General features: G+C 45.6%; 21 protein-coding genes. 2 read left to right on the top strand and 19 right to left on the bottom strand.

Features of this window, described 5'->3' with window-relative positions; genetic code table 11:
- Positions 1 to 56: 56 nt before the first annotated feature.
- From DQX04_RS01115 to DQX04_RS01100, 4 genes are read right to left on the bottom strand one after another with little or no spacing between them, the layout of a single operon-like run.
- Entirely contained in the window at positions 57 to 986 is a 930-nt protein-coding gene (locus DQX04_RS01115; protein WP_111913960.1) for a biotin-dependent carboxyltransferase family protein, read from the bottom strand.
- Positions 983 to 1,684: a 5-oxoprolinase subunit PxpB gene (gene pxpB / locus DQX04_RS01110; protein WP_165831909.1), complete on the bottom strand. Its 702-nt coding sequence runs from the start codon at positions 1,682 to 1,684 to the stop codon at positions 983 to 985. Before pxpB ends, DQX04_RS01115 begins: the two co-directional genes overlap by 4 nt.
- Positions 1,685 to 1,692: 8 nt before the next feature.
- On the bottom strand, positions 1,693 to 2,457 hold the full coding sequence (locus DQX04_RS01105) for a 5-oxoprolinase subunit PxpA (RefSeq protein ID WP_111913958.1): 765 nt from the start codon (positions 2,455 to 2,457) through the stop codon (positions 1,693 to 1,695).
- Between the two features lie 4 nt (positions 2,458 to 2,461).
- A complete protein-coding gene (locus DQX04_RS01100) occupies positions 2,462 to 2,851 on the bottom strand; it encodes a hypothetical protein (RefSeq protein ID WP_111913957.1) in 390 nt (129 codons plus the stop codon).
- Positions 2,852 to 2,949: 98 nt separating this feature from the next.
- On the opposite strand from DQX04_RS01100, the gene DQX04_RS01095 reads away from it, so the two are divergent.
- Positions 2,950 to 3,885 (top strand): pirin family protein, encoded by a 936-nt coding sequence (locus DQX04_RS01095; RefSeq protein ID WP_111913956.1) that lies wholly within the window; start codon positions 2,950 to 2,952, stop codon positions 3,883 to 3,885.
- Here the strand turns inward: DQX04_RS01095 and lysS are convergent, their stop codons facing one another.
- The 6 genes from lysS to DQX04_RS01065 all read right to left on the bottom strand — a co-directional run bounded on the left by lysS (position 3,886) and on the right by DQX04_RS01065 (position 10,619).
- Positions 3,886 to 5,397 carry a lysine--tRNA ligase gene (gene lysS / locus DQX04_RS01090; protein WP_111913955.1) on the bottom strand — a complete coding sequence of 504 codons (1,512 nt, stop codon included), beginning with the start codon at positions 5,395 to 5,397 and terminating at the stop codon, positions 3,886 to 3,888.
- Between the two features lie 48 nt (positions 5,398 to 5,445).
- A protein-coding gene (gene prfB, locus DQX04_RS01085; protein WP_111913954.1) for a peptide chain release factor 2 occupies positions 5,446 to 6,544 on the bottom strand; the annotation gives its coding sequence in 2 pieces (ribosomal slippage) (positions 5,446 to 6,468 and positions 6,470 to 6,544; 1,098 coding nt in all).
- A 101-nt stretch (positions 6,545 to 6,645) separates the two neighbouring features.
- Positions 6,646 to 8,382: a single-stranded-DNA-specific exonuclease RecJ gene (gene recJ, locus DQX04_RS01080; RefSeq protein WP_111913953.1), complete on the bottom strand. Its 1,737-nt coding sequence runs from the start codon at positions 8,380 to 8,382 to the stop codon at positions 6,646 to 6,648.
- 23 nt (positions 8,383 to 8,405) lie between these two features.
- Complete coding sequence (locus tag DQX04_RS01075) at positions 8,406 to 9,134, bottom strand: thioredoxin fold domain-containing protein (RefSeq protein WP_111913952.1); 729 nt, start codon at positions 9,132 to 9,134, stop codon at positions 8,406 to 8,408.
- A gap of 54 nt (positions 9,135 to 9,188) precedes the next feature.
- On the bottom strand, positions 9,189 to 10,070 hold the full coding sequence (gene xerD, locus DQX04_RS01070; protein WP_111913951.1) for a site-specific tyrosine recombinase XerD: 882 nt from the start codon (positions 10,068 to 10,070) through the stop codon (positions 9,189 to 9,191).
- 57 nt (positions 10,071 to 10,127) lie between these two features.
- Positions 10,128 to 10,619: a VC2046/SO_2500 family protein gene (locus DQX04_RS01065; protein WP_111913950.1), complete on the bottom strand. Its 492-nt coding sequence runs from the start codon at positions 10,617 to 10,619 to the stop codon at positions 10,128 to 10,130.
- 132 nt (positions 10,620 to 10,751) lie between these two features.
- Here DQX04_RS01065 and DQX04_RS01060 point away from each other — a divergent pair, with 132 nt between their 5' ends.
- The gene (locus DQX04_RS01060) at positions 10,752 to 12,398 is read left to right on the top strand and encodes a response regulator (protein WP_111913949.1); all 1,647 of its coding nucleotides are present in this window, start codon (positions 10,752 to 10,754) and stop codon (positions 12,396 to 12,398) included.
- Positions 12,399 to 12,452: 54 nt separating this feature from the next.
- Here the strand turns inward: DQX04_RS01060 and DQX04_RS01055 are convergent, their stop codons facing one another.
- From DQX04_RS01055 to rseP, 9 genes are all read right to left on the bottom strand, one after another.
- Positions 12,453 to 13,286 (bottom strand): pirin family protein, encoded by an 834-nt coding sequence (locus tag DQX04_RS01055; RefSeq protein WP_111914822.1) that lies wholly within the window; start codon positions 13,284 to 13,286, stop codon positions 12,453 to 12,455.
- A gap of 4 nt (positions 13,287 to 13,290) precedes the next feature.
- Positions 13,291 to 14,271: a glutathione S-transferase family protein gene (locus DQX04_RS01050; RefSeq protein ID WP_111913948.1), complete on the bottom strand. Its 981-nt coding sequence runs from the start codon at positions 14,269 to 14,271 to the stop codon at positions 13,291 to 13,293.
- Between the two features lie 126 nt (positions 14,272 to 14,397).
- Positions 14,398 to 15,558 carry a lipid-A-disaccharide synthase gene (gene lpxB / locus DQX04_RS01045; protein WP_111913947.1) on the bottom strand — a complete coding sequence of 387 codons (1,161 nt, stop codon included), beginning with the start codon at positions 15,556 to 15,558 and terminating at the stop codon, positions 14,398 to 14,400.
- A gap of 22 nt (positions 15,559 to 15,580) precedes the next feature.
- Positions 15,581 to 16,345: an acyl-ACP--UDP-N-acetylglucosamine O-acyltransferase gene (lpxA, locus tag DQX04_RS01040; protein ID WP_111913946.1), complete on the bottom strand. Its 765-nt coding sequence runs from the start codon at positions 16,343 to 16,345 to the stop codon at positions 15,581 to 15,583.
- A gap of 1 nt (position 16,346) precedes the next feature.
- Positions 16,347 to 16,802: a 3-hydroxyacyl-ACP dehydratase FabZ gene (fabZ, locus tag DQX04_RS01035; RefSeq protein WP_111913945.1), complete on the bottom strand. Its 456-nt coding sequence runs from the start codon at positions 16,800 to 16,802 to the stop codon at positions 16,347 to 16,349.
- Between the two features lie 19 nt (positions 16,803 to 16,821).
- Entirely contained in the window at positions 16,822 to 17,841 is a 1,020-nt protein-coding gene (lpxD, locus tag DQX04_RS01030; RefSeq protein WP_111913944.1) for a UDP-3-O-(3-hydroxymyristoyl)glucosamine N-acyltransferase, read from the bottom strand.
- Position 17,842: 1 nt separating this feature from the next.
- The gene (locus DQX04_RS01025) at positions 17,843 to 18,358 is read right to left on the bottom strand and encodes an OmpH family outer membrane protein (protein ID WP_126266322.1); all 516 of its coding nucleotides are present in this window, start codon (positions 18,356 to 18,358) and stop codon (positions 17,843 to 17,845) included.
- Between the two features lie 31 nt (positions 18,359 to 18,389).
- Positions 18,390 to 20,867, bottom strand: a complete 2,478-nt coding sequence (bamA, locus tag DQX04_RS01020) for an outer membrane protein assembly factor BamA (RefSeq protein WP_111913942.1) — start codon at positions 20,865 to 20,867, stop codon at positions 18,390 to 18,392.
- Between the two features lie 28 nt (positions 20,868 to 20,895).
- Positions 20,896 to 22,239, bottom strand: a complete 1,344-nt coding sequence (rseP, locus tag DQX04_RS01015) for a sigma E protease regulator RseP (RefSeq protein ID WP_111913941.1) — start codon at positions 22,237 to 22,239, stop codon at positions 20,896 to 20,898.

Genomic DNA, 22,239 nt, shown 5'->3' with positions numbered 1-22,239 from the left:
CTTAAACTGCTGTACTTGCCAAAATAGCCCAATATGATCGCAATAAATGGCGCTGCTTACAAGCCGAAAAACCGTAAGTATCGCCGCATTTGTTGTTGCGCCTCAGTTAAACCAATAGGTCTAAACCGAATGACACTCCCCGGCGCTCTTTGCGCTAGCTCGAAGCCCGACAGCGGTAATATAGAACCTAGCTTAGGATACCCTCCAAGGGTTTGCCGTTGCTGCAGCAAAATAATAGGCTGTCCGTCACCCGGAACTTGAATAGCACCATAGCATACAGCTTCTGAAAGCAGGTTCATTTCTGGCGGTTTAACCGCTTTGCCCTTAAGGCGAGCTCCCATGCTGTCGCTATCCGGAGTTATTTCATATTCAGAGTCCCAAAAGGTTTGCCAAGACTCTTTAGCAAACAGCTGCTGCTGGTAACCCGGGATAACGTGCACGGTTAAGTCTTCATTAAAGTCTGGTAAATAGCGCTCGGGTATTTGCCTTGCAACACGTTCCTTTTGTAGGTGGATACAGGGCAAGAAATCATGATGCTGCAAACGTTCACCGTCGCCATGAATGCCTCCCATTCCGTCTCGAAGTACTGTGGCACAGCTTCCTAGCACTGTATTTACTTGAAAACCGCCAGAAACGGCTAAATAAGCCCTAAAACCATGGCGTGGATACCCAAACTTCAATCGATCACCCTGCCTTACCCAGAAGCTACGCCAAGGTATTTGGGGATGCCCGTTCAATGTAAGGTTCAAGTCACCACCGGTGACCGCCACCATGGTTTGTGTCTGTACTTCAAGCTCCAAACCACCAGCGGTAATTTCTAATACGGCGGCAGTAGGATCGTTCTCTAGTAGTCTGTTCGCCCAATTCGCGGATAATCCGTCGGCTGCACCACCCGGCGTTACACCTAAATGCTGGTAGCCATTTCTGCCCAAGTCTTGGGTGGTCGCGTGAATACCAGGTTTAATTACGAGCATTCCTGTATTCATGACTGCCCCCCTAGCTCAAGCGCTTTAAAGTCTTGCTCTGAAACCGCATAAAACTTTACGGTGTCACCAGCTTCAACGGGCGTCATTGGATCACTCTCAAGGTCAAACCAAGATTGGTGCGCTCTACCAATAATGTTCCAACCACCGGGTCCGGCGACCGGGTAAACAGCTGTTTGTATGCCCGCAATCCCCAAACTTCCAGCCACCACTTTTTTGCGCGGAGAAGCCAAGCGCGGTGTTTCTAGTTCTTTTGGCAACCCAGATAGATAAGCAAAACCGGGGGCGAACCCTAAAGCTGAAACGGTATAGTTACAGTCCGCGTGGCGGCTAATCACTTCTTCTGGAGTTAGCTTTGCCTGTTTTGCAACGCGCTCTAAGTCTGGTCCATATTGCCCGCCATAACACACAGGCACTTCTATGGTTTTGCCGTTATGCGCAGTATCTTTAAATGTTGTTGACGCAACAATTTGTTCTACCGCAAGCTCTAGGTCATATAAGCGAATAAGCCGAGGTTCGTAATACACCAACAGTGTGGTGTAGGCAGGAACAACCTCTTTCACCACACTTTCTAATTCATTCAAAATAGCGTGGCGCAATTGCACTAAGTGTTGAGTAAGCTCTAACGATTCTACCTCACCACAGCGCACGAGCACTGCGTCAACGCCGGCTACTTGAAATGTAAGCTTTAGGTTTTTCACAACGCTTCCTAACCGTCTAAATGGTGTTGATGAAGTAATGTTCGAATAGCTTCGGTAGTTTTCACCGCTTCTGGGTTATCGCCATGCACACATAGCGTTACCGCTGGAATTTCTATGCGCTCGCCACAAAGAGAACGCACGGCACCGTGTTCTGCAATCATTTCTGCTTGCGCAAGAATACACGCTCTTTCATGGAACACACTATCTGGCTCGGACCGCGACACTAGAAAGCCTTTCGCATCATAAGCTCTGTCTGCAAACGCTTCTGGCCATAAAGTAATACCATACTGAGTCGCTTTTTCTTGGTGTCTACTCAGGTCGCCAAGTGCCAACACCACCAAAGGCAAGTCAGTATTAAACTTAGCAACTGCTTCTAATACCGCCTCAAAAATTGTGTCGTTTTGCATCATGTCGTTATAAAGCGCGCCATGTGGCTTCACGTATGCCAGCTGCGCGCCTTCAGCTACGCATATAGCATGTAAGGCACCTATCTGATAAAGCACAGCTGCGGAAATTTCATGGCTAGACATCGCCAAAGAACGGCGTCCAAAACCTTCTTTATCTGGGTAAGCCGGATGCGCACCTATCTTTACTTGGTGGGTATGCGCCAGACGAACCGTTTCACGCATAGTTACAGGGTCGGAAGCATGAAAGCCTGTAGCAATATTGGCGCAATCGATAAAGGGCATAATATCTTTGTCCATGCCCATCTTCCACGCCCCGAAGCTTTCTCCTAAATCAGCATTTAACAACAGTGGTTGTTTTTGCGTCATGCTCCTATTTACCCTCTTTCGATTTCTGTGAAAATTTAAGCTGCATCACCATGAGTAAATATAGCCCCAGCCCGAAACTAAATAACCACATGGTTGGCCAAGCGAATACCCATTCCCGGTGTTCAAAATAAATAACAACACAGCCCACTGCGCCAAAGGTCATTAGTGCTGTCGAAATCCATGTCATCCATGTCGCAAACTTTTGCACCACATCTACTTTCATTAATCCCAGCACAGCACCTAGGATAATACCCCATGCAGCTGGCATAAAAGCCTTATGCCAGTTGAGCTCTGTGGAAACGATAAACCGCCACAAATCTTGCTGCTCAGACAATAAAAAAATCAGCCCTAAGGGAGCGGTAACTAATGCGATAGCGCGTTGTATTTGATTCATAATTCATTCCGAAGCTAAACTTAACTAGCAGCATGACAGAGATTAACATGAAACCAAACCCGACCTTGGTCTGATGACCGTTAAATAAAGGCGATTGCATGTCGAATTCCAATGTTCCAGCGAGTACACAATCATTGTCTTCTAAGTCACAACAACTTACTGATGAAATAGAAGTTTTTCGTATTATTCCACAAAAGCAGCGCAGAACTGTAGGCCCCTTTTGTTTTGTTGACCATTTCGGTCCTACTCCCCCTAGCACTCATTTAACGTTCGACGTAGCACCCCACCCCCATATCGGGTTACAGACTCTTAGCTATTTGTGGCAAGGACAAATTCTTCACTTGGACAGCTTAGGATCCAAGCAGTGGCTGAAGCCCGGACAATGCAATTTAATGACTGCAGGCAAAGGTATTAGCCACGCCGAGGTTATCCCCGAAGAAGATGCAAAAAAAATGGAATTGCATGGGGTTCAACTCTGGCTTGCACTGCCACCGGAGCAAATGAATACAGCACCTGATTTTGTTCATGTAAGCGAACTGCCAAAAGTAGAAGTAGGTTCGTACCAAGGACTTGTTATTTTAGGAGCATTAGAAAAGCTAGAAGTGCCCGTTGAAGTAAAGTCGCCCTGCGTAGCTTTTGACTTAAAAAGCGAAGAGCAGGACGCGAAAGGCACTATTCAACTTGAAACAGAGTTTGAGTACTTGGTGTATGTAGTTGCATCGAAAAACGACAACATTCTTATAAATGGCGTTGCTACAGCAGCCCATAACGGTGTTTATTTAGCTACAAATACAGATAAGTTAGAGATTGCAGGAGCTGGGCATGTGTTAGTGCTGGGAGGTACACCCTATCCTGAAAACTTGCGAATGTTCTGGAACTTCGTTGCCACTAGCAATGAAGATTTGTACGACGCAGCAAATCGCTGGAATGAAGGCGACAGCATTTTCGGTACAGTGAAAGACTATCCTAAATATGGAAAAGGCCCAGAACGTCTGATGAGTCCTGAGCCTCCATTAAGCTTCAAAAAGCCGTAATTACTCTGAGCGCGGGCGCATGTGAGGGAACAACAACACGTCACGAATAGACGGCGAGTCGGTAAACAACATAATTAAGCGGTCGATACCAATACCTTCACCGGCAGTTGGCGGCATACCATGCTCAAGCGCAGTCACGTAGTCTGCGTCATAGAACATGGCTTCTGAGTCGCCTGCTTCTTTCTGTGCAACCTGCTCTTGGAAACGTTCAGCCTGATCTTCGGCGTCGTTAAGCTCTGAGAAACCGTTAGCTATTTCACGGCCGCCCACGAAAAACTCGAAACGATCAGTAACGAATGGGTCTTCATCATTTCTGCGCGCTAGTGGCGAAACTTCTGCCGGGTACGCAGTAATAAATGTAGGCTCCATCAAGCGGTGCTCTGCAGTTTCTTCAAAAATCTCAATTTGAATTTTACCTAAGCCCCAAGACTTTTGTACTTGGATACCTAATTTTTCCGCCAAAGCTTTCGCTTGCTCAATATCGTTCAGCTGTTCAATCGTAACGTCGTCGTTATACTTCAGAATAGCTTCAAGCACTGTTAAACGCGCAAAAGGCTGACCAAAGTGGAATGTTTCACCCTGATATTCAACGTCTGTAGTACCTAGCAATTCATCTGCTAAACCACGGATCATGGCTTCAGTTAAATCCATAAGATCTTGGTAGTCTGCGTAACCCCAGTAGAACTCCAACATAGTGAATTCTGGGTTATGGCGTGTCGACAAGCCTTCATTACGGAAGTTACGGTTAATTTCGAAAACCTTCTCGAAGCCACCCACAACCAAACGCTTAAGGTATAACTCAGGCGCTATACGCAAGTATAAATCCATGTCTAAGGCATTGTGATGAGTTACAAACGGACGCGCACTCGCACCACCAGGAATTACTTGCATCATTGGCGTTTCAACTTCCAAGAATTCTTTTTCGATAAGGAAGCTGCGAATGTAATTAATTGCTTGGCTACGCATTTTAAACGTTTCACGCGACTTCTGGTTCACGATTAAGTCTAAGTAACGCTGGCGGTAACGGGTTTCTTGGTCAGATAGCCCGTGGAACTTATCAGGTAATGGACGCAATGCTTTCGTTAACAAGCGAATGTCGTCAACTTCAATAGTCAGTTCACCCGTACGAGTTTTAAATAGAGTTCCTGAAGCGCCTACAATGTCGCCCAAGTCCCATTTTTTAAAACCGTCGTTATAAATGCCTTCAGGCAAATTATCACGCGCCACATAAAGCTGAATTTGACCGCTCATGTCTTGAATAGTGGCAAAGCTAGCTTTACCCATAATACGACGAAGCATCATGCGACCAGCCACCTGAACGCGAATACCTTCAGCTTTCAAAGGTTCTCCTTCTTTTTCGTCATGCGCGGCATGTAAATCGGCGGCTAAGCTGTCACGGCGAAAGTCATTCGGGAATGCGACACCTTGTTTTCGCAACGCCTTCAGCTTGTCTTTGCGCTCACGCAATTGCTGATTTAAATCTACTTCTGGCTGCTGCGATTGTTCACTCATGTTGTTTCCTCATATTCAACATTAACTTCAAAGTGTCTTAACGTGGGCTTACAAACCCGACTTCAAACTTGCTTCAATAAATGGGTCTAAATCACCGTCTAGAACCGCTTGGGTATTTCTATTCTCTACGCCGGTGCGTAAGTCTTTAATACGCGCGTCGTCGAGCACATAAGAGCGAATTTGACTGCCCCAGCCGATATCCGACTTGGTATCTTCTAGTGCCTGCTTCGCTTCTTCCTGCTTTTTCATTTCCATCTCATAAAGCTTGGCTTTTAGCTGCTTCATGGCTTGGTCTTTGTTCTTGTGCTGCGAACGGTCGTTCTGACACTGCACCACAATTCCCGAAGGCTCGTGCGTGATTCGCACTGCCGAGTCAGTACGGTTAACGTGCTGACCACCCGCACCAGACGCACGATAGGTATCTATGCGCAAATCGGCTGGGTTAATTTCAATTTCAATGTCGTCGTCTATTTCTGGATAAACAAACACCGACGCGAAAGACGTATGCCGACGATTACCAGAGTCGAACGGAGATTTACGCACCAGTCTATGTACACCTGTCTCTGTGCGTAACCAACCGAACGCATATTCGCCCTGTACGCGAACAGTTGCCGACTTCAAGCCCGCTACTTCACCTTCCGACAATTCAATAATTTCTGCTTTCATGCCATGAGCTTCAGCCCAACGTAAATACATACGCAGCAGCATGTTAGTCCAGTCTTGGGCTTCTGTACCACCCGAGCCTGCTTGTAAATCTACGTAGCAATCGCTCACGTCGTTCTGACCAGAGAACATGCGTCTAAACTCAAAGCCCTCTAGCACTTCACGCCATTTGCCAATTTCAGCAACAGCGTCGTCTAACGTATCTTGGTCGTCAGCTTCTATCGCCAACTCAACAAACGCTTCAGAGTCGTCTAAACCTTGTGTTAACTGTTTAAAGCCTTTCACCAGTTCTTCGAGCTGTGAACGCTCTTTACCTAAAGCTTGCGCCTTCTCAGGCTGATTCCAGACTTCTGGATCTTCTAACTCTCGCTCAACTTCTTCTAGCCGTTCTTCTTTGACCGTTAAGTCAAAGATACCCCCTAAGCTGCTCAGAGCGCTGCCTAAGATCAGCAATATCATTCATCACGGCATTTGTTTCTAACATAGTCCAGAGTCCCTTACGATTTCTAACAAGCAACGTTAAGCGATTAAAATGGGGCGCTAGTTTAGCGAATTTGAGGGTAAAACAACAGAGCTAAGAGCCAATTAGGACGGGTTGCACCACAAATATTCGACGACGAGTTGAGGGGTAACCACACCTCTAAACTCATTAGCTTGCAAGCGGTAAGCTAACGTCACTTTTTGGCAGGGTTCAAAACTCCATTTCGCGTCTGCAGCGAAAAAGGCGATTGCTTCCACCTCTTGCCCGCTTCGTGGGTCTTTAAGCCACAGCTTCAGGTGCTTTTCCTTCAGCCAGGCGTGACGCTTTACCTCAAATTGATTGTCAAACACCGGGGCCTCGAACTTTTGTCCCCACGGTCCAACGTTTTCCAATTGATGAATGAAGTCCAATGATATTTCTTCAGGCTGTAACTCTCCATCTGACCAAACCACAGGCGTCAGCATGTCTTCGTCAGCCCACTGCTCTACTACTTGCTCTACGGACTGCTGAAAAGCATCCAACTTACTCGCGTCTAGTGTTAAGCCGGCAGCCATAGCGTGCCCGCCAAATTTTACGATTATATTTGGGTCCAAAGTATGAACGCGCTCCAACACATCACGAATATGTAGTCCTGGAATAGACCGGGCTGAGCCCCTTAATTGATTATTTTCGTCTTTCGCAAACGCAATCACCGGGCGGTGGTACTTTTCTTTAATTCTCCCTGCCACAATACCAATCACACCTTGATGCCAGTTTTCGTGATAGAGCACAATAATGGCAGGAAGATTACCAGACATCGAAACCTGAGCCACCGAACTTTCCGCCTGCTCTCGCATATCTTGCTCAATGGTGCGGCGTTCTCTATTTAACGTATCCAGGCGAAATGCACTTGCTTTGGCTTGTTCATAGTCACCAGCTAACAAACAGTTAATCCCTAAGTTCATGTCGTCAAGTCGCCCAGCGGCATTAATTCGAGGACCAACGGTGAATCCGAGATCTTGTGCAACAAGTTTACTTGGGTCTCTGCCTGCAGCTTCTAGCAGCGTAGAGACTCCCGGCTGACATTGTCCACCGCGAATCCTAGCAACGCCTTGCTGCACGAGAATTCGATTGTTGTAATCAAGTGGAACTACGTCTGAAACCGTACCTACCGCGACTAAATCTAACCACTGAGCAAGGTTTACCGTCGCACCAACGTGGCTTTCATGGTTTTCTCTAAACCAAGTACGCAAAGCCATAAGCACATAAAATGTAACCCCCACGCCTGCAATAGCTTTACTCGCAAACGAACACTCTGGGTGGTTCGGGTTCACAATCGCGTCGGCATCTGGCATTTGTGAGCCGGGTAAATGGTGGTCGGTAACGACTACACGCAAGCCCAGCTCTTTCGCTCTGGCTACGCCCTCGATAGCACTGATTCCATTGTCTACGGTAATTAGGCAGCGGCAGTTTTGTTGATGGGCTATTTCCGACAAAGGTGCAGTTAAACCATAGCCGTCGGTGAATCTATTAGGTACTAGAAAAGAAACATCTTGAGCGCCCATTGCGGTTAGCGCTAAAACAAACAAACTCACGCTAGTTGCACCGTCTGCATCAAAGTCACCGACAATACATATTTTTTCTTGCGCTAAAATGGCTTCGCCAATGATTTGTGCTGCCTTTTCACAGTCTCTTAAGGTATTAAAATGCAGCAGACCCTTTAACCCGTATTCAAGCTCAGAAATATGACTTACGCCTCGGCGAGCAAGAACTTTTCGAAGAGTTAAAGGCAGGCTTTCAGGTAACGAAGAGAAATCTCGTTCCTGCCTGCGCCTTAATGTCATTTCAACTGCATCAGACATCGGTGAAGTGAAACCTTCGCAGATTAGTTACTTGCACGTAAGCTTTGCAGCAAGCGCTGTGGAGGCACAAAGCCAGGCATTAGTTGACCACTAGGTAACACGATTGCTGGAGTTCCGGTCACCCCCATTAGTCTTGCCAAGCGAACATGTTCAGCCATAGAAACGTCACAGGTTTTAGGGCTTGGTACAACACCATTCATCGCGTCAGTCATCGCTTGTTCTGCGTTATCCGAGCACCACACTGAGGTAAGATCGGTTGCTGACTGGGTATTTAAACCGGTTCTTGGAAACGCAAGGTAACGTACTGAAATGCCTAAGTTATTGTAATCGCTCATTTGCTCATGGAACTGTCGGCAATATGGGCATGTGTGGTCGGTAAATACGGTGATCTCATAACGCTCACTTGGAGCTGGGTAATTAAGCGTCAGACCATCTACTTCTTCCAGCAGCTCGCGTCGTACAGACGAAACTGACTGTTCTGTTAAATCGAGTGGTTGGCTTGTAATGTCGAATACTTTTCCTGCAAGCAGTTGCTCACCAGACTCGGAAATATAAAAGATGCCTTGGCTGGTAAACGCTAACCAAAAACCTTCGAGCTCAGGTGCTGGTTCTATGCGTTGTACTTGAAAACCAAGGGTGGCGAAGCTATTTTCAAAACGGCTTTGAAGTTCCTCAGGAATTTCCTCCGCCGACATCACAGGTGTGTTGAAAACATAGAAAGCTGTTATTAATGCACTCAGCCAATACTTCACGTTAAATATCCTTGTTCTTCATATTTGCAATGGGTTTGCATACTACCATGCTTATCAACCTCGTGGGTGATGTTGAGCGTGGATTTGTTTCAATCTTGCTTTCGCCACCTGGGTGTAAATCTGTGTTGTAGCTATATCGGCATGGCCTAACAACATTTGTAAAGCTCTCAAATCAGCGCCATGGTTCAATAAGTGTGTCGCAAAAGCATGGCGTAATTTATGCGGTGAAAGCGGTCTAGTTATTCCCGCAACTTGAGCATGGTGTTTAATACGGTGCCAAAAGGTTTGACGGGTCATTTTCTGCCCCCGAGTAGACAAAAACACCTCGTCACACGACTTCTTTTGCAGTTCAACTCGACCATACTGCAAGTATTGCTGCAACCATGTAATCGCTTCTTCACCCAAAGGCACTAGGCGCTCTTTATTACCCTTACCAATGACTCGAACTACTCCTTGGCGCAAACTCACTTCATTGAGCTTCAGCTCAACCAGTTCAGTCACTCGTAATCCGGTAGCGTATAAAACTTCCAACATAGCGCGGTCACGCACGCCTAACGGGCTATTTGTTTCTGGCGCTTGGATTAGGTCGGTAACATCTTGCTCGGTTAACGTATCAGGAAGTTTTCGAGGCTGTTTGGGTGATTTAATATGAGCACAAGGGTCGTCGGACCGTACTTCTAACTTTTGTAGGTAACCGAAGTATTTTCGGCAGGCACTTAAAAAGCGAGCTTGCGTACGCGCGCTTTGCCCTTGTTGGTATTGCGCTGCTAGGAATCGTTCAATATGTTCAGAAGATGCAGATTCTAACTCTAGGTTATGGTGTTGCAGCAGCCATTTCGCAAACTTCTGTAAATCAGAACGGTAAGCCGACAATGTATGTTGGCTTGCACCTTGAACTAACCATAACTGCTCAATAAATTCTTCTAAATCTGCCACCGCCCTTCTCTTACCTTCTGTCTGCAACACTAAGAAAGCTTTATGGCTTGAACTATATCACATGGTTAGCGAATCGGGAGTTAACTTGTCTTGGGGAATTTTGTTTTGATGTAAGGTATCTAGAATGTCCACAAGATCCTGTGGGTGCTCTTCTTGGGGCTGCCTTTCTTGCGAACGAGCCTCTATCCAATGAGGTGCATTGTCACGAATTCTGGCAGGAACTCGGTCGTGTTCATCTAGCAATACCATAGCTTCAGGGTCCAGCGCATCTAACAATAACCAGTCACGCATCGACTTACTGGCAAACTTGGCAGGTTCTCTTTCGTGATCGCGACGAGAAGCATACATTGGGCGTGAAACACCTATGCTAAAAGGAGGAACCCAGCTATCTTGCTCTTTTTTCGGTTTATCGTCGAACCAGTCAGGTGCGTGCGGGCTTAACGAAGCGAGCAGAAATTTAAACTGCGCCGTATGGTTTTGATGTAGCGACTGAATCAGCTTGCTATCAATGTCTTGCTCACGTTGTATCCAAACTGTCTGTTCAACCATAGGTAATTCCAAATGAATGTGGCACACTCTATATCGGCAAAGGTTTTCGGGTCTTAAGCTCGAAAACGAAATTGGCAGAAATATTTTGTTCACGTATGCTTGAAGCAGCACCACGGGGAATTTAAATAACGAATGAGCAACGAACTCGACCTTTCAAAGAAAAAGATTTTAATTATCGATGACCAGAAAACCTTTCAGGTCATGCTGAAAACTATGTTGCTCAATTTAGGTGCGCTTCAGGTCGTTGCTGTATCTTCTGGTGAAGCGGGCTTAGCGGCACACAAACAGCATCATTTCGACGTTCTTTTAGTCGACTACAATCTTGGCCGCGGAAAAAATGGTCGCCAAGTACTTGAAGAGCTTCGCGTGCTCGAATTACTTCGACCAGACGGTGTGTTTATCCTCGTAAGTGGCGAGAACAATAAACCTATGGTTCTTAGTGCCATCGAGTTACAGCCCGACGACTACCTCATGAAGCCGTTTTCTAATAATGTGCTGCGCTCTCGTTTAACCCGCTCTTTTAGAAAACGCATAGCACTTAGAAAGGTATACCAAGCACTTTACCGACAAAAATATTCAGAGTGCTTACAAGCCTGTAAAGAACACATTGACAGCGGTGGGCGTTACAAAAACTTCTGTTTACAACTCTCCACCGAACTCAATATGAAAACAGGAAAGTTAAACGACGCAGAGAAATCCGTTAAAGCATTACTTTCAGAGCAGAGGTTCTCATGGGGTGTACTTGCTTTAGCCAAAATTAAATACGCGCAGGGGCAATTTGAAGTTGCCATCCCCTTGTTAGACGAAGTTATTAAGAATAACCCTAACGGTGCAGACGCTTACGACCTAAAAGCTCAAGCATTAGACAAACTCGACAAACAAGAAGAAGCCCTAGACCCGGCTAGAAGAGCAGTTACGTTGGCGCCTTTCTCATTAAACCGCCAACTGTATATGGCAGACTTAGCAAGGCGCAATGGAGAGTTCGAGCTGGCGAAGCAAGCCATGTACCATGTTGTTGAAATTTCGAGAAAATCGGTACACCGAGACCCTAAATATTTGTGTACTTACATTCGCAGTATTTTAGATGCAGCAGAAAACGGTGAAGATTCAAAACAAGTCAGTAAATATCAGCAAGAAGCTTCTCTAGCACTTCATCGAGCTAAAACAGATGAACTTTTGGTGTACTCAAAATTTGACTACAAAACTTTAGAGAGTGCGGTTTTTGCACGTATCAACGCTTTTAATGGCCAGTTGCGTGAAGCACAGTCCAATATGAAAGGAATTGTTGCAGGCTTTCTTGAGCAAGGTCATGAGGTTCCACCTGAAATAGCGCCAGACATTATTATCGCCCTACTCGATATTGGTGAGTTTGAGCGCGCTGAGTTACTTGCAGACGGACTTAGCGATGAAGCGATTTACGACAACTACAACAAAAAGTTACTCGAATCACGAATCGAGAAATGCAAAGAGCAACGTAAATCATTTGTGGAAGCGAATAAATTGGGTATTAAAGCCTATACCGAAGGCGATTACAAAGAATCATTAAAACACTTTGAAGTGGCGTTAAAGCAGGCACCAATGAACAGTGGCGCCTCTCTTAACTACGTGCAAGCGGCGATCAAGGTTATGATGGATGATGATCAACACTCGCAATATCTACTCGACGGTTGTAAACGCTGTTTTAGAACGATTGAAGGGTTAACCCTACCTGAAGCCCACCAAAAACGTTTAAAACAAATCAAAACAGATTATCAAGGCGTAACCGGTATCAAGGTATAAAGTACCCAGTTTGATACCGGCTTTTTACTCTCAAGATAGAGGCTTAGGAGCCGATTATTGAGCTAGAGTCCCATTCTGGTAATCGGTAAACGCTTGTCTTAGCTCATTTTCCGTGTTCATAACGAACGGTCCGTATTGCGCTATTGGCTCTCCAATAGGCTGCGCCGCTAGCAATAGAAAGCCTGTTTCACCTTTTGTTTTTAACGTAACCGTCGCCTCATCGTCGAGCTCTACCAACTCCCCGGCACCTACATTTATACCGTCGAGTAATATCCCACCCTCGTAGACATAAAGAAGTCGAGTAGATTGCCCTTGATTAGGCAGTTCAATTTCGCTGTCTGCCTGAGTTCGATAGTCTAAATATAAAAAGGAACGACCTGGAGCTTTCACAGGACCCTCTTCGTTTTCAAAATTCCCCGACAACACGCGAACTAGACCGTTTTCGATCTTCACCTCTGGTACCTTGTCTCCAGGAATGTCGGCATATTCAGGATCGCTCAGTTTTTCACTAGCGGGCAAATTCAACCACAGTTGAAAACCCCACATTAAACCGTTTTCTTGCTTAGGCATCTCCGAATGAATAATGCCTCTTGCAGCTTTCATCCACTGCAAACCGCCCGGGCCAATTTCCCCCGAATTGCCGGTAGAGTCTTCATGAGCCATTTTTCCTGCCAGCATATATGACAAGGTGCAAAAACCGCGATGAGGGTGCGGAGGAAAGCCAGCAATATAATCATTAGGATCATCCGACTTAAATTCATCCAACATTAAAAACGGATCTTTGTGCCGAAATGCAGGTTGATTGATAACACGGCTTAACTTCACACCTGCTCCATCTTGAGCAGGCATACCTTTAACGCGGTGACGAATCACTGAAGATGACTTCATAACTTTAAACTCCGCTAAAACTTTCACGATTGTGAGGTTCCAAAAAGTCAATTTCAGGACCTTTTGGCACAATGCCCGTAGGGTTAATCATGGTATGGCTCGCATAATAGTGGGTTTTGATATGCGCCATATTTACCGTTTCAGCCACACCGTCTACTTGATAAAGCTCGCGTACGTAGTTCCACAAATGAGGATAATCAACAATACGCTTCTTGTTAGTTTTAAAGTGCCCATGATAAACGGGGTCGAACCGCACTAGCGTTGTAAACAAACGCCAGTCAGCCTCTGTAAGGGTTTCCCCAGTTAAATAACGCTGCTTCGCCAATATTGACTCTACTTTGTCTAAAGCTTCAAACAACGCATCAAAAGCCACACCGTAGGCTTCAGGTGTAGTAGCAAAACCTGATTTATAAACACCGTTGTTAATATTGTCATATACCAACTCATTGATGGCATCTATGTCGTTATGTAATACCTCTGGGTAAAAGTCTTCTGTATTACCGGTGATTTCATCAAACGCACTATTGAACATACGAATAATGTCCGCAGACTCGTTGCTTACGATAGTGTTTTGTTGTTTATCCCAAAGCACAGGCACGGTAACGCGACCTGAGTAGTTCGGATCCGCTTTCGTGTAGACCTGATGCATGAAATTAAAATCAAAGAGCGGATCTTTCATTTCACCCGAACCAAATTCCCAACCGTTCTCCAGCATTTTAGGCTCAACCACAGAAACGCTAATATGGTCTTCAAGGTTTTTCAGAACCCTAAAAATAAGCGTACGATGGGCCCACGGACAAGCATAAGAAACGTATAAATGGTAGCGCCCAGACTCAGCTTTAAAACCCGCCTTACCCGTAGGTCCAACAGAGCCATCTGCGGTCACCCAATTTCTAAATTGAGCTTCACTACGAACAAACTTACCGCCAGTTTTCTCGGTATCGTACCATTTGTCTTGCCATTTACCGTCTACTAAAAGTCCCATCGAGTACTCCGCAACTCTTTGATGAATTTAATGATGCTTAAGTTTACCAATCCCAGAGCGCCCGGAATAATCGATTCTTTCGAGCGCTGCATTCGGTATTCTCTTGAAGTTAGAACGTAAAGTAAACTATACGGTAGGCGCAGTTTCGTGGATCAATGCAAGCAGGCGTTTAGCAGCTTGTTTACCTGCTCCACAACGGATTTTTTCATGAAGTGCTGTGTACTGGTCAAGCACGGGAGTCATATCTTCCGTTAAGTGCCGCTTTACTTCGTGAAAAATATTGTCTGGCGTACAGTCGTTTTGCGCTAATTCACGCACTAACGATTTGTCGGCGAGTAAGTTAGGTAAAGAAAAATATTTTAACGTCAGCATGCGACTAAGAATTTGATAGTTCAGCCAGCCGAATTTATAACACACCACCATCGGGCGCTTAAGTAGCATGGCTTCTAACGTTACTGTACCTGAAGCTAGAATACATGAGTTCGCCGCCAACATGACATCCCTACTGTTGCCATCAAACTCATGCAATGGAAGTGCTTTGTCTTGCTCGGATAGTAAACCAGCAATTTGATTTTTCCGTGCATCGTTGGCGTACGCGAGAAGAAATTCTACTTCGGGAAAAGCCTCATAAATTTTATGTGCGGTAGCGAAAAAATCAGGCGTAAGCAAACCTGCTTCGCCGCCCCTACTTCCGGGTAATAATGCGACATAGGTTTTATCTGGCGCAAGCCCGAGCTTCTTCCTAGCCGCTTGGCTATCTGGCTGCAACGGAATATCGTCTGCCAACGGATGCCCCACAAACGTACAGGGAACGTTATAACGGCTATAAAAGTCAGGCTCAAAGGGAAGTATCGCAAATACGTCGTGAGTGGCCTTCTGTACTTTGAAAATACGTTTTGGACGCCATGCCCAAACAGACGGGCTTACATAATGCGCGGTTTTGATACCTTGGGCTTTTAACTTGGTTTCTATGGGCAAATTGAAGTCTGGCGCGTCAATACCTACAAATACGTCCGGCTTTTGCGAGAGCATCGCGGTAACAACCTGCTTTCTTGCCTTTAACAACCCTGGGAGCTGCTTTAAAACATCGACAAGCCCCATCACCGAAAGCGTTTCCATTGGGAATAGGCTGTTTAATCCTTGCTCTTCCATTAAAGGTCCGCCTACGCCGATAAACTCAACGTCTGGCTGCATCGCTTTCAGCGACTTCATTAGATTTGCACCAAGAATATCGCCAGAGCTCTCTCCGGCGACAATACCTACTTTAAGAGGGGATACAGAGCTCATTGAAGACCTATAAAAGCAAAGATTAGCGAATAATTCCGCGTGTGGACTGGCCGATAAAATCAATCATGGGTTGTACTTCATCTACGGCCATTTTCTCCATTGCAGCAACTGCTTCGTCGAGCGTGTAACCGTTCCGGTATAGCAACTTATACGCACGCTTCACGTTCTTGATTTGCTCTGAAGTGAAACCTCTGCGTTTTAACCCTTCGCTGTTAATCGTGCGGGGCACTGCATTGTGTCCCTGCGCCATAATATACGGGGGAATATCTTGTACGACTACGGAGCTTACGGCACAAAATGAGTGCGAACCAATTTTGCAGAATTGATGAACACCGGTAAAACCGCCAAGAATAACGTAGTCGCCCACATGCACATGACCAGCTAGCGTTACCGCATTCGCGAAAATATTCTGGCTACCAATAACACAGTCGTGCGCCACATGTACGTAAGCCATAAATAGGTTGTCGTCACCTATTTTGGTAATACCCTTGTCTTGCACTGTACCACGGTGAATTGTCGTCGACTCGCGAAAAACATTACGGTCACCAATCACCAGTTCAGTAGGCTCGCCAGCATACTTCTTATCTTGGCAGCCTTCTCCCACAGACGAAAATTGGAAAATCTTATTTTCCTTACCCATTCGCGTAGGTCCATTAAGCACTACATGAGGACCTATCCAGCAGTCATCGCCTATTTCAACGTCTGGGCCAACAACTGTATAAGCACCTATAGAGACATTGGCGCCAATTTTGGCACTCGGGTCAATAATCGCTGTTTCGTGAATCAAACTAAACCTTCCTTCTCGCGCACATTAAGTCTGCGCTCGCTGCTAACTGCCCGTCTACTTCAGCTCTGCCTTTAAACTTCCAAATTCCGCGTTTCTCTTTATCAAACTCAACGAAAAGGTCGACGCGATCCCCCGGGATAACCTGGCGCTTAAAGCGCGCATTGTCGATACCCGCAAACAAGTAAATTTCGTTTGACTCGATATCTTCAACCATTTTGAAACCCAGCAACCCTGTTGCCTGCGCCATAGCTTCAAGTAGCAAGACTCCAGGAAATATCGGGTTTCCAGGAAAATGGCCCGTAAACACGGGTTCATTCATGGTTATGTTTTTTATCGCATGTAATGACTCACCAGGTACATAAGAAATAACCCGGTCAACTAAGGCAAAAGGATAACGATGTGGAAGGATTTCGGATATCTCGTTGATATCAAAACCAGGTAGTTGTTCTTTGCTCAAAAGACTCTCCGTCTACAACTTATTTATTGTTTTTTTCTAATGCACGCACTCGAGAAAATAACTCGGGCAATTGCTTAAATCTAACACTAGCTCGAGACCAAACACTATGTTCCATTTCAGGTAACCCTGAAGCCAACACACCCGGCTTTTTAATATCTCGGGTTATCATGGTCATACCGTTGGTTCTTACACCATCACAAATATTGATGTGACCTGCTATACCAGTATAGCCTGCAAATAAGCAGTTTTTACCAATTGTTGTACTTCCGGCAATACCGGTGTGCGCAGCCATTGCAGTATTTGCGCCAATATGAACGTTGTGCGCAATCATACAATGGTTGTCGATAATACATCCGCTTTCAATAACTGTGTTGTCCAGCGCGCCGCGGTCAACAGTCGTATTTGCACCAATTTCGACACGGTCACCAATTTCAACTGAACCAAGCTGTGGTATTTTAACCCAGCTACCTTGATGCGGCGCAAAACCGAACCCGTCCGCGCCAATTACCGCTCCACTATGAAAGGTACAATCGCTACCAATAACCACGCCATAGTAAATCGATACCTGCGGCCATAGCCGACAATTATCTCCTAAACGAGCGTTCTCGCCTATGTAACAGTTAGCACCAATGCTTGTTCCGGCACCGATCACTGCATCATCGGCAATCACCGCATGAGGACCCACTGCGACTCCCTCACCTAATTGAGCTGACTCGGAAACCACTGCTGTTGGATGTATCCCCACAGGAGGTCGTGGAGACAAATCGAAAAATTGCGCCGCTTTCGCGTACGACAAGTATGGGTTATCGCTTAATATAAAATTACGGTCAGGAAACGCTTTAGCTACTTCAGGATGAGCAATGATAGCTCCAGCCTGAGTCGTTTCAAGCTGACTTTGATATTTAGGGTTCGCTAAAAAAGAAACTTGCTGAGGCGTTGCCGCAGCAAGTGTCGCTAAACCATGAACTTCAGTTTCTGCAGCACCGCTCACTTCCGCATCTATTGCAGAAGCGAGGGTAGCTATACTCACAGGCTTCATATTATTCCTGCGTCATACGCTCAATAACACGGTTAGTAATGTCTAAGCTGTCTTTCGCAAACGCAAGGTTACCAGCTTCAATCACCATGTCGTAGTCGCCTGCAACAGCCATGTCGTTGATCACCTGCTGAATTTGACCAAGAACACGGTTACGCTCTTCCGTTCTACGACGGTTAAGCTGCTGTGTAAGTTCTTCACGGCGTTGCTGATACTCTTCATAAGTTGTTTGCAATTCAGCCATTGAGCTTTCTTTCTCTTCATCGCTCATAATAGCTTCATCGCGTTGCATAGTTTCTTGCAAAGTCGTCATGTCTTCTTCCATTTGGCGAAGACGCTCAGCTCTGTCTTGGAATTCACGCTCAATAATAGTGCCGATTTCACGAGACTGTGGAAGCTGCTCGAATACAGCACGAACGTCAACAACCGCAACCTTTAGTGGAGCAGACTGTGCATTTGCAGTAAATGGGCTTAATGCCAAAGCTGCGACAAGCGCTAAAGATAACATTACAGATTTCAAAATTACTTCCTCTATATTTATTAATTAAAACTTAAAAAGTTGTACCAATATTAAATGTAAATTGATCTTCTAACTCGGAATCAAGCGAACGCAAAGGGAAACCTAAGCTAAAGGTTAATGCTCCCATAGGTGAAAGCCACTGTAAACTCGCACCGTATGAAGCTTGATAGTTTCCTGGATCACTGTAATCCCAAAACGGGGTGCCTTCAACGACTTGAAGGTCTTTGTACTCATCGTAATTAAATTCGGTATCCCAAACACTACTTACGTCAATGAACGCACTTGTTCTAATCGTGCCTCGCGTAGACTCTCCAACAAACGGTGTTGGGAAAATCAACTCGATACTTGCATTAAACATCGCGTTACCACCAAGTGCTCTGCGGCGGAGAACATCTAACGTGTCATGCTCTGGACCCAGGGCGATTTGAGTCGGCAAACCGTTCTCGTCTGGTGGCCCTTGAATATAGTTAGTACGACGAATTAAACCTTTAGGTCCAGTTCGGTTTTGTTCAAACCCGCGCAGCGAGTCGCCGCCGCCACCATAGAAGTTTTCCCAGAATGGTAGCGTATATTCAAAGCCATCATCGTCACCGTAGCCATTACCGTAACCAAAACTCATTCGTGTCAAACCTACCCAGTTGTGGTCGTCATCGAATGGTTGGTAATAACGGAAGTTATACTCGGCTCTGAAGTACTGCAAGTCACTGTTCGGCGAAGTTACCTTCAAGCTCAAAGAATTCTCTGTACCGTCGGTTGGAAACACACCACGGTTCAAGGTAATTCTTGACCAGCTAGCTGTCGCATAAAACGAGTCGAACTCTAAACGAGCATCGCTTGAAGATTGCTCCGCATAACGTTCATAAAAGTCTCGCGTTTGCTCGTACGGGTCAAACTGAGTAATACCTGTTTTCGCATAACCAAAACCGAAGTTTAGACGGTTATATTCGTTCACAGGGAATCCCATGTTCAAACCAACACCGTAAGACGTTTGGTTATATTGCTGCAGGTTAGCCTGCCCTGCGTCAAAGTCGTTGTAATAAATACTACCGCCTAAACTTACACCGTCGTCGGTGAAGTAATTGTCGCGATAATTTAAACGTAACGACTTCGAGTAACGGTTGGTGTCAACCTGGAAACCAACACTGTTACCTGAACCTAAAAAGTTTTCCTGAGAAACAGCAACGTTAAAACTTAAACCAGCATAATCGCCATAACCCATACCTGCCTGGAATGTTCCAGAAGGTTGCTCTTTCACATTGTATAAAACATCAACTAAATCAGGTTCACCAGGCACCGGTACGGTTTCAAATTCAACCGTTTCAAAATAACCAAGTCGCTCTAAACGAACCTTACCTTGCTCTACCAACTGGTCCGATAGCCATGCGCCTTCAATTTGACGCATTTCACGACGAAGTACTTCGTCTGCAGTCGCATCGTTACCCTCGAAATTAATACGGCGCACATATACACGTTGGCCAGGATCAACCATCATGGTTAATTTTACGGTATTTGTTTCTTGGTCGAGCGTCGGCATAGTATTCACTTCGGTACGCGCGTAGCCCATACGACCAAAGTAACGCTTAATCGCTTCTTCTAAGTTAGTAACTTCTGCCTGACTGTATTGCTTGTTGTCAATCAGCGCACCTAGGCGATCTAGCCATTCACGATGACGCTGAATATCACCAATGATTTCCACACCGTCGACATTAAACTGTTCACCCTCAGACAAATTCAACGTTACATAGATACTTTCAAGCTCTGGTGTAATGTCTACTTGCACAGAGTCCATCGAGAATTGTAAGTAACCATTGTTAAGATAAAATGACTCTATGTTCTCTAAGTCACCTACCAACTGTTCTTGCTGGTAATTACGCTTGGTAAAAATACGCCAAAATGGAACTTCGTCTCGTAATTCCATTTGCGACAGCAACTGTTCACGGCTGAACACGTTATTGCCGATCACGTTAATTTGTTCAATTTCAGCTGCAGCGCCCTCTTCGAACTCAAATCGAAGATCAACACGGTTACGCGGTCGGTTAATCACTCGAACGTCTACCTGGGCGGTGTATTTACCTACACTGTGATAGAACTCTTCGATACTGCGCGCAATGCCTGAAATCACTGTTCGGTCTAACGACTCACCTTCCGCAATACCTGAAGTACGCAAACTGTCCAATAATTGGTCGTCTTTAAGGTCTTTATTGCCCTCTAACTCAACCGCATTAATCACTGGACGTTCTTGTACAGTAATGACCAAGCTGTTACCGACACGCTCAACCTGAATATCGTCGAAGTGAGTTGAGGCATAAAGCTCGCGAATCGTTTCACGAATACTTATTTCGTCTACTTCTTCACCTGGGCGAACAGGTACGTAAGTTAGGGCGGCACCCAAAGCTACACGCTGCAAACCGCGAACTTGAATATCCTCAAGTAAAAATGTTTCAGCAACCGCGGCAGAAGAACTTGCCCCTACTAATGCTGCACCAACAAGCCAATGTTTCAATGTCATGAAATTACGTCTTTTTTGTTTATAAGTTTTATGGCAATAAACGGTTAATATCGTTAAACACCGCAACCATTGTAAGTAATGCTAATAATACGAGTCCAATTCTAAATCCATATTCTTGAACACGCTCCGAAACCGGCTTTCCTTGAATACCTTCCACGATGTAAAACAATAAATGTCCACCGTCGAGCATCGGTATCGGTAATAAATTCAATATTCCCAAACTCACGCTAATCAAGGCTAAGAAACTTAAGAAATAAACTAAGCCATAACTTGCGTGTGTACCTGCGCCTTGGGCAATACCAATAGGACCGCTAATGTTGTTCAGCCCTACGTCTCCTAGCACAAGCTTCTTCACCATGGACAACGACAATCCCATAAGCTGCCATGTCCGTTCTACGCCCCCTACCAGAGCCTCAATAGGCCCTGCTTTCATTACGAAGCGATATTCTTCCGGATAAGGTTCACTTTGTGGCGCTACACCCAAGTAACCATTTCCATCTCTATTCGCCAGTTGCACCGACAGTTCTTGGCTGTTTCCACCTCGTTCAATGCCAATATCGATGACTTGATCCGGGTGTTGTGCAATGAAGCTTGTTATTTGTCCCCATTCTTGGACAGGAGTTCCGTTAAGGGCGACAATTTTATCACCCACTTCAAGTCCTGCAATCTGAGCAGGCGCGTTTTCCTCTATCCAAAGCAACGTTGTTGTCACTTTAGGGCTAAATAGGTCAATCCCTAATGCACTCAACGTTGTTTCTGTTTCTGGATCTACTGACCATTGAGTCAGGTTTAACCGATGCTCTGAAATTTCCCCATTTTCTTGCTGAGTCTCTATAGTGGTTGCATCGTCACCCATTCGGGCCACTAACCGAAGGTTTACATCTTGCCAGTCCTCTACTGCATGGCCGTCAACACGAATAATTTCGCTATTCGGTGCAATACCCGCTTGTTGCGCAATACTGCCATCAGCCACTTCACCCACAATTGGTTTTGCCGCTGGCATACCTATCATCAGCATGACCCACAAAACCGCAATGGAAAAAATAAAATTAGCAATAGGACCAGCAGCAACAATAGCACTGCGCTGCCACAGAGGTTTATTTCGGAAACTTTGGTGAAGTTCATTTTGCTCGGTTGGGTGCACTTCGTGATCCAGCATTTTCACGTAGCCGCCCAGAGGTATCGCGGCTACTTGGTATTGTGTTTGGTCTTTGCCTTTCCAGCTCAATAACGGCTTACCAAAACCAATTGAAAAGGTAAGAATTTTCACCCCGCAACGGCGAGCAACCCAGAAATGGCCAAATTCGTGAAAAGTCACCACCAAACCTAATGCAACAACGAAAGCACCAATTGACCAAATAAACTGTTCCAC

It is taken from the genome of Aliidiomarina sp. B3213 (genome assembly GCF_003290085.1).
Classification (GTDB): Bacteria; Pseudomonadota; Gammaproteobacteria; order Enterobacterales; family Alteromonadaceae; genus Aliidiomarina.
Note: the sequence above shows the minus strand (reverse complement) of the source record. Positions and strands in the feature narration are given on the sequence as shown.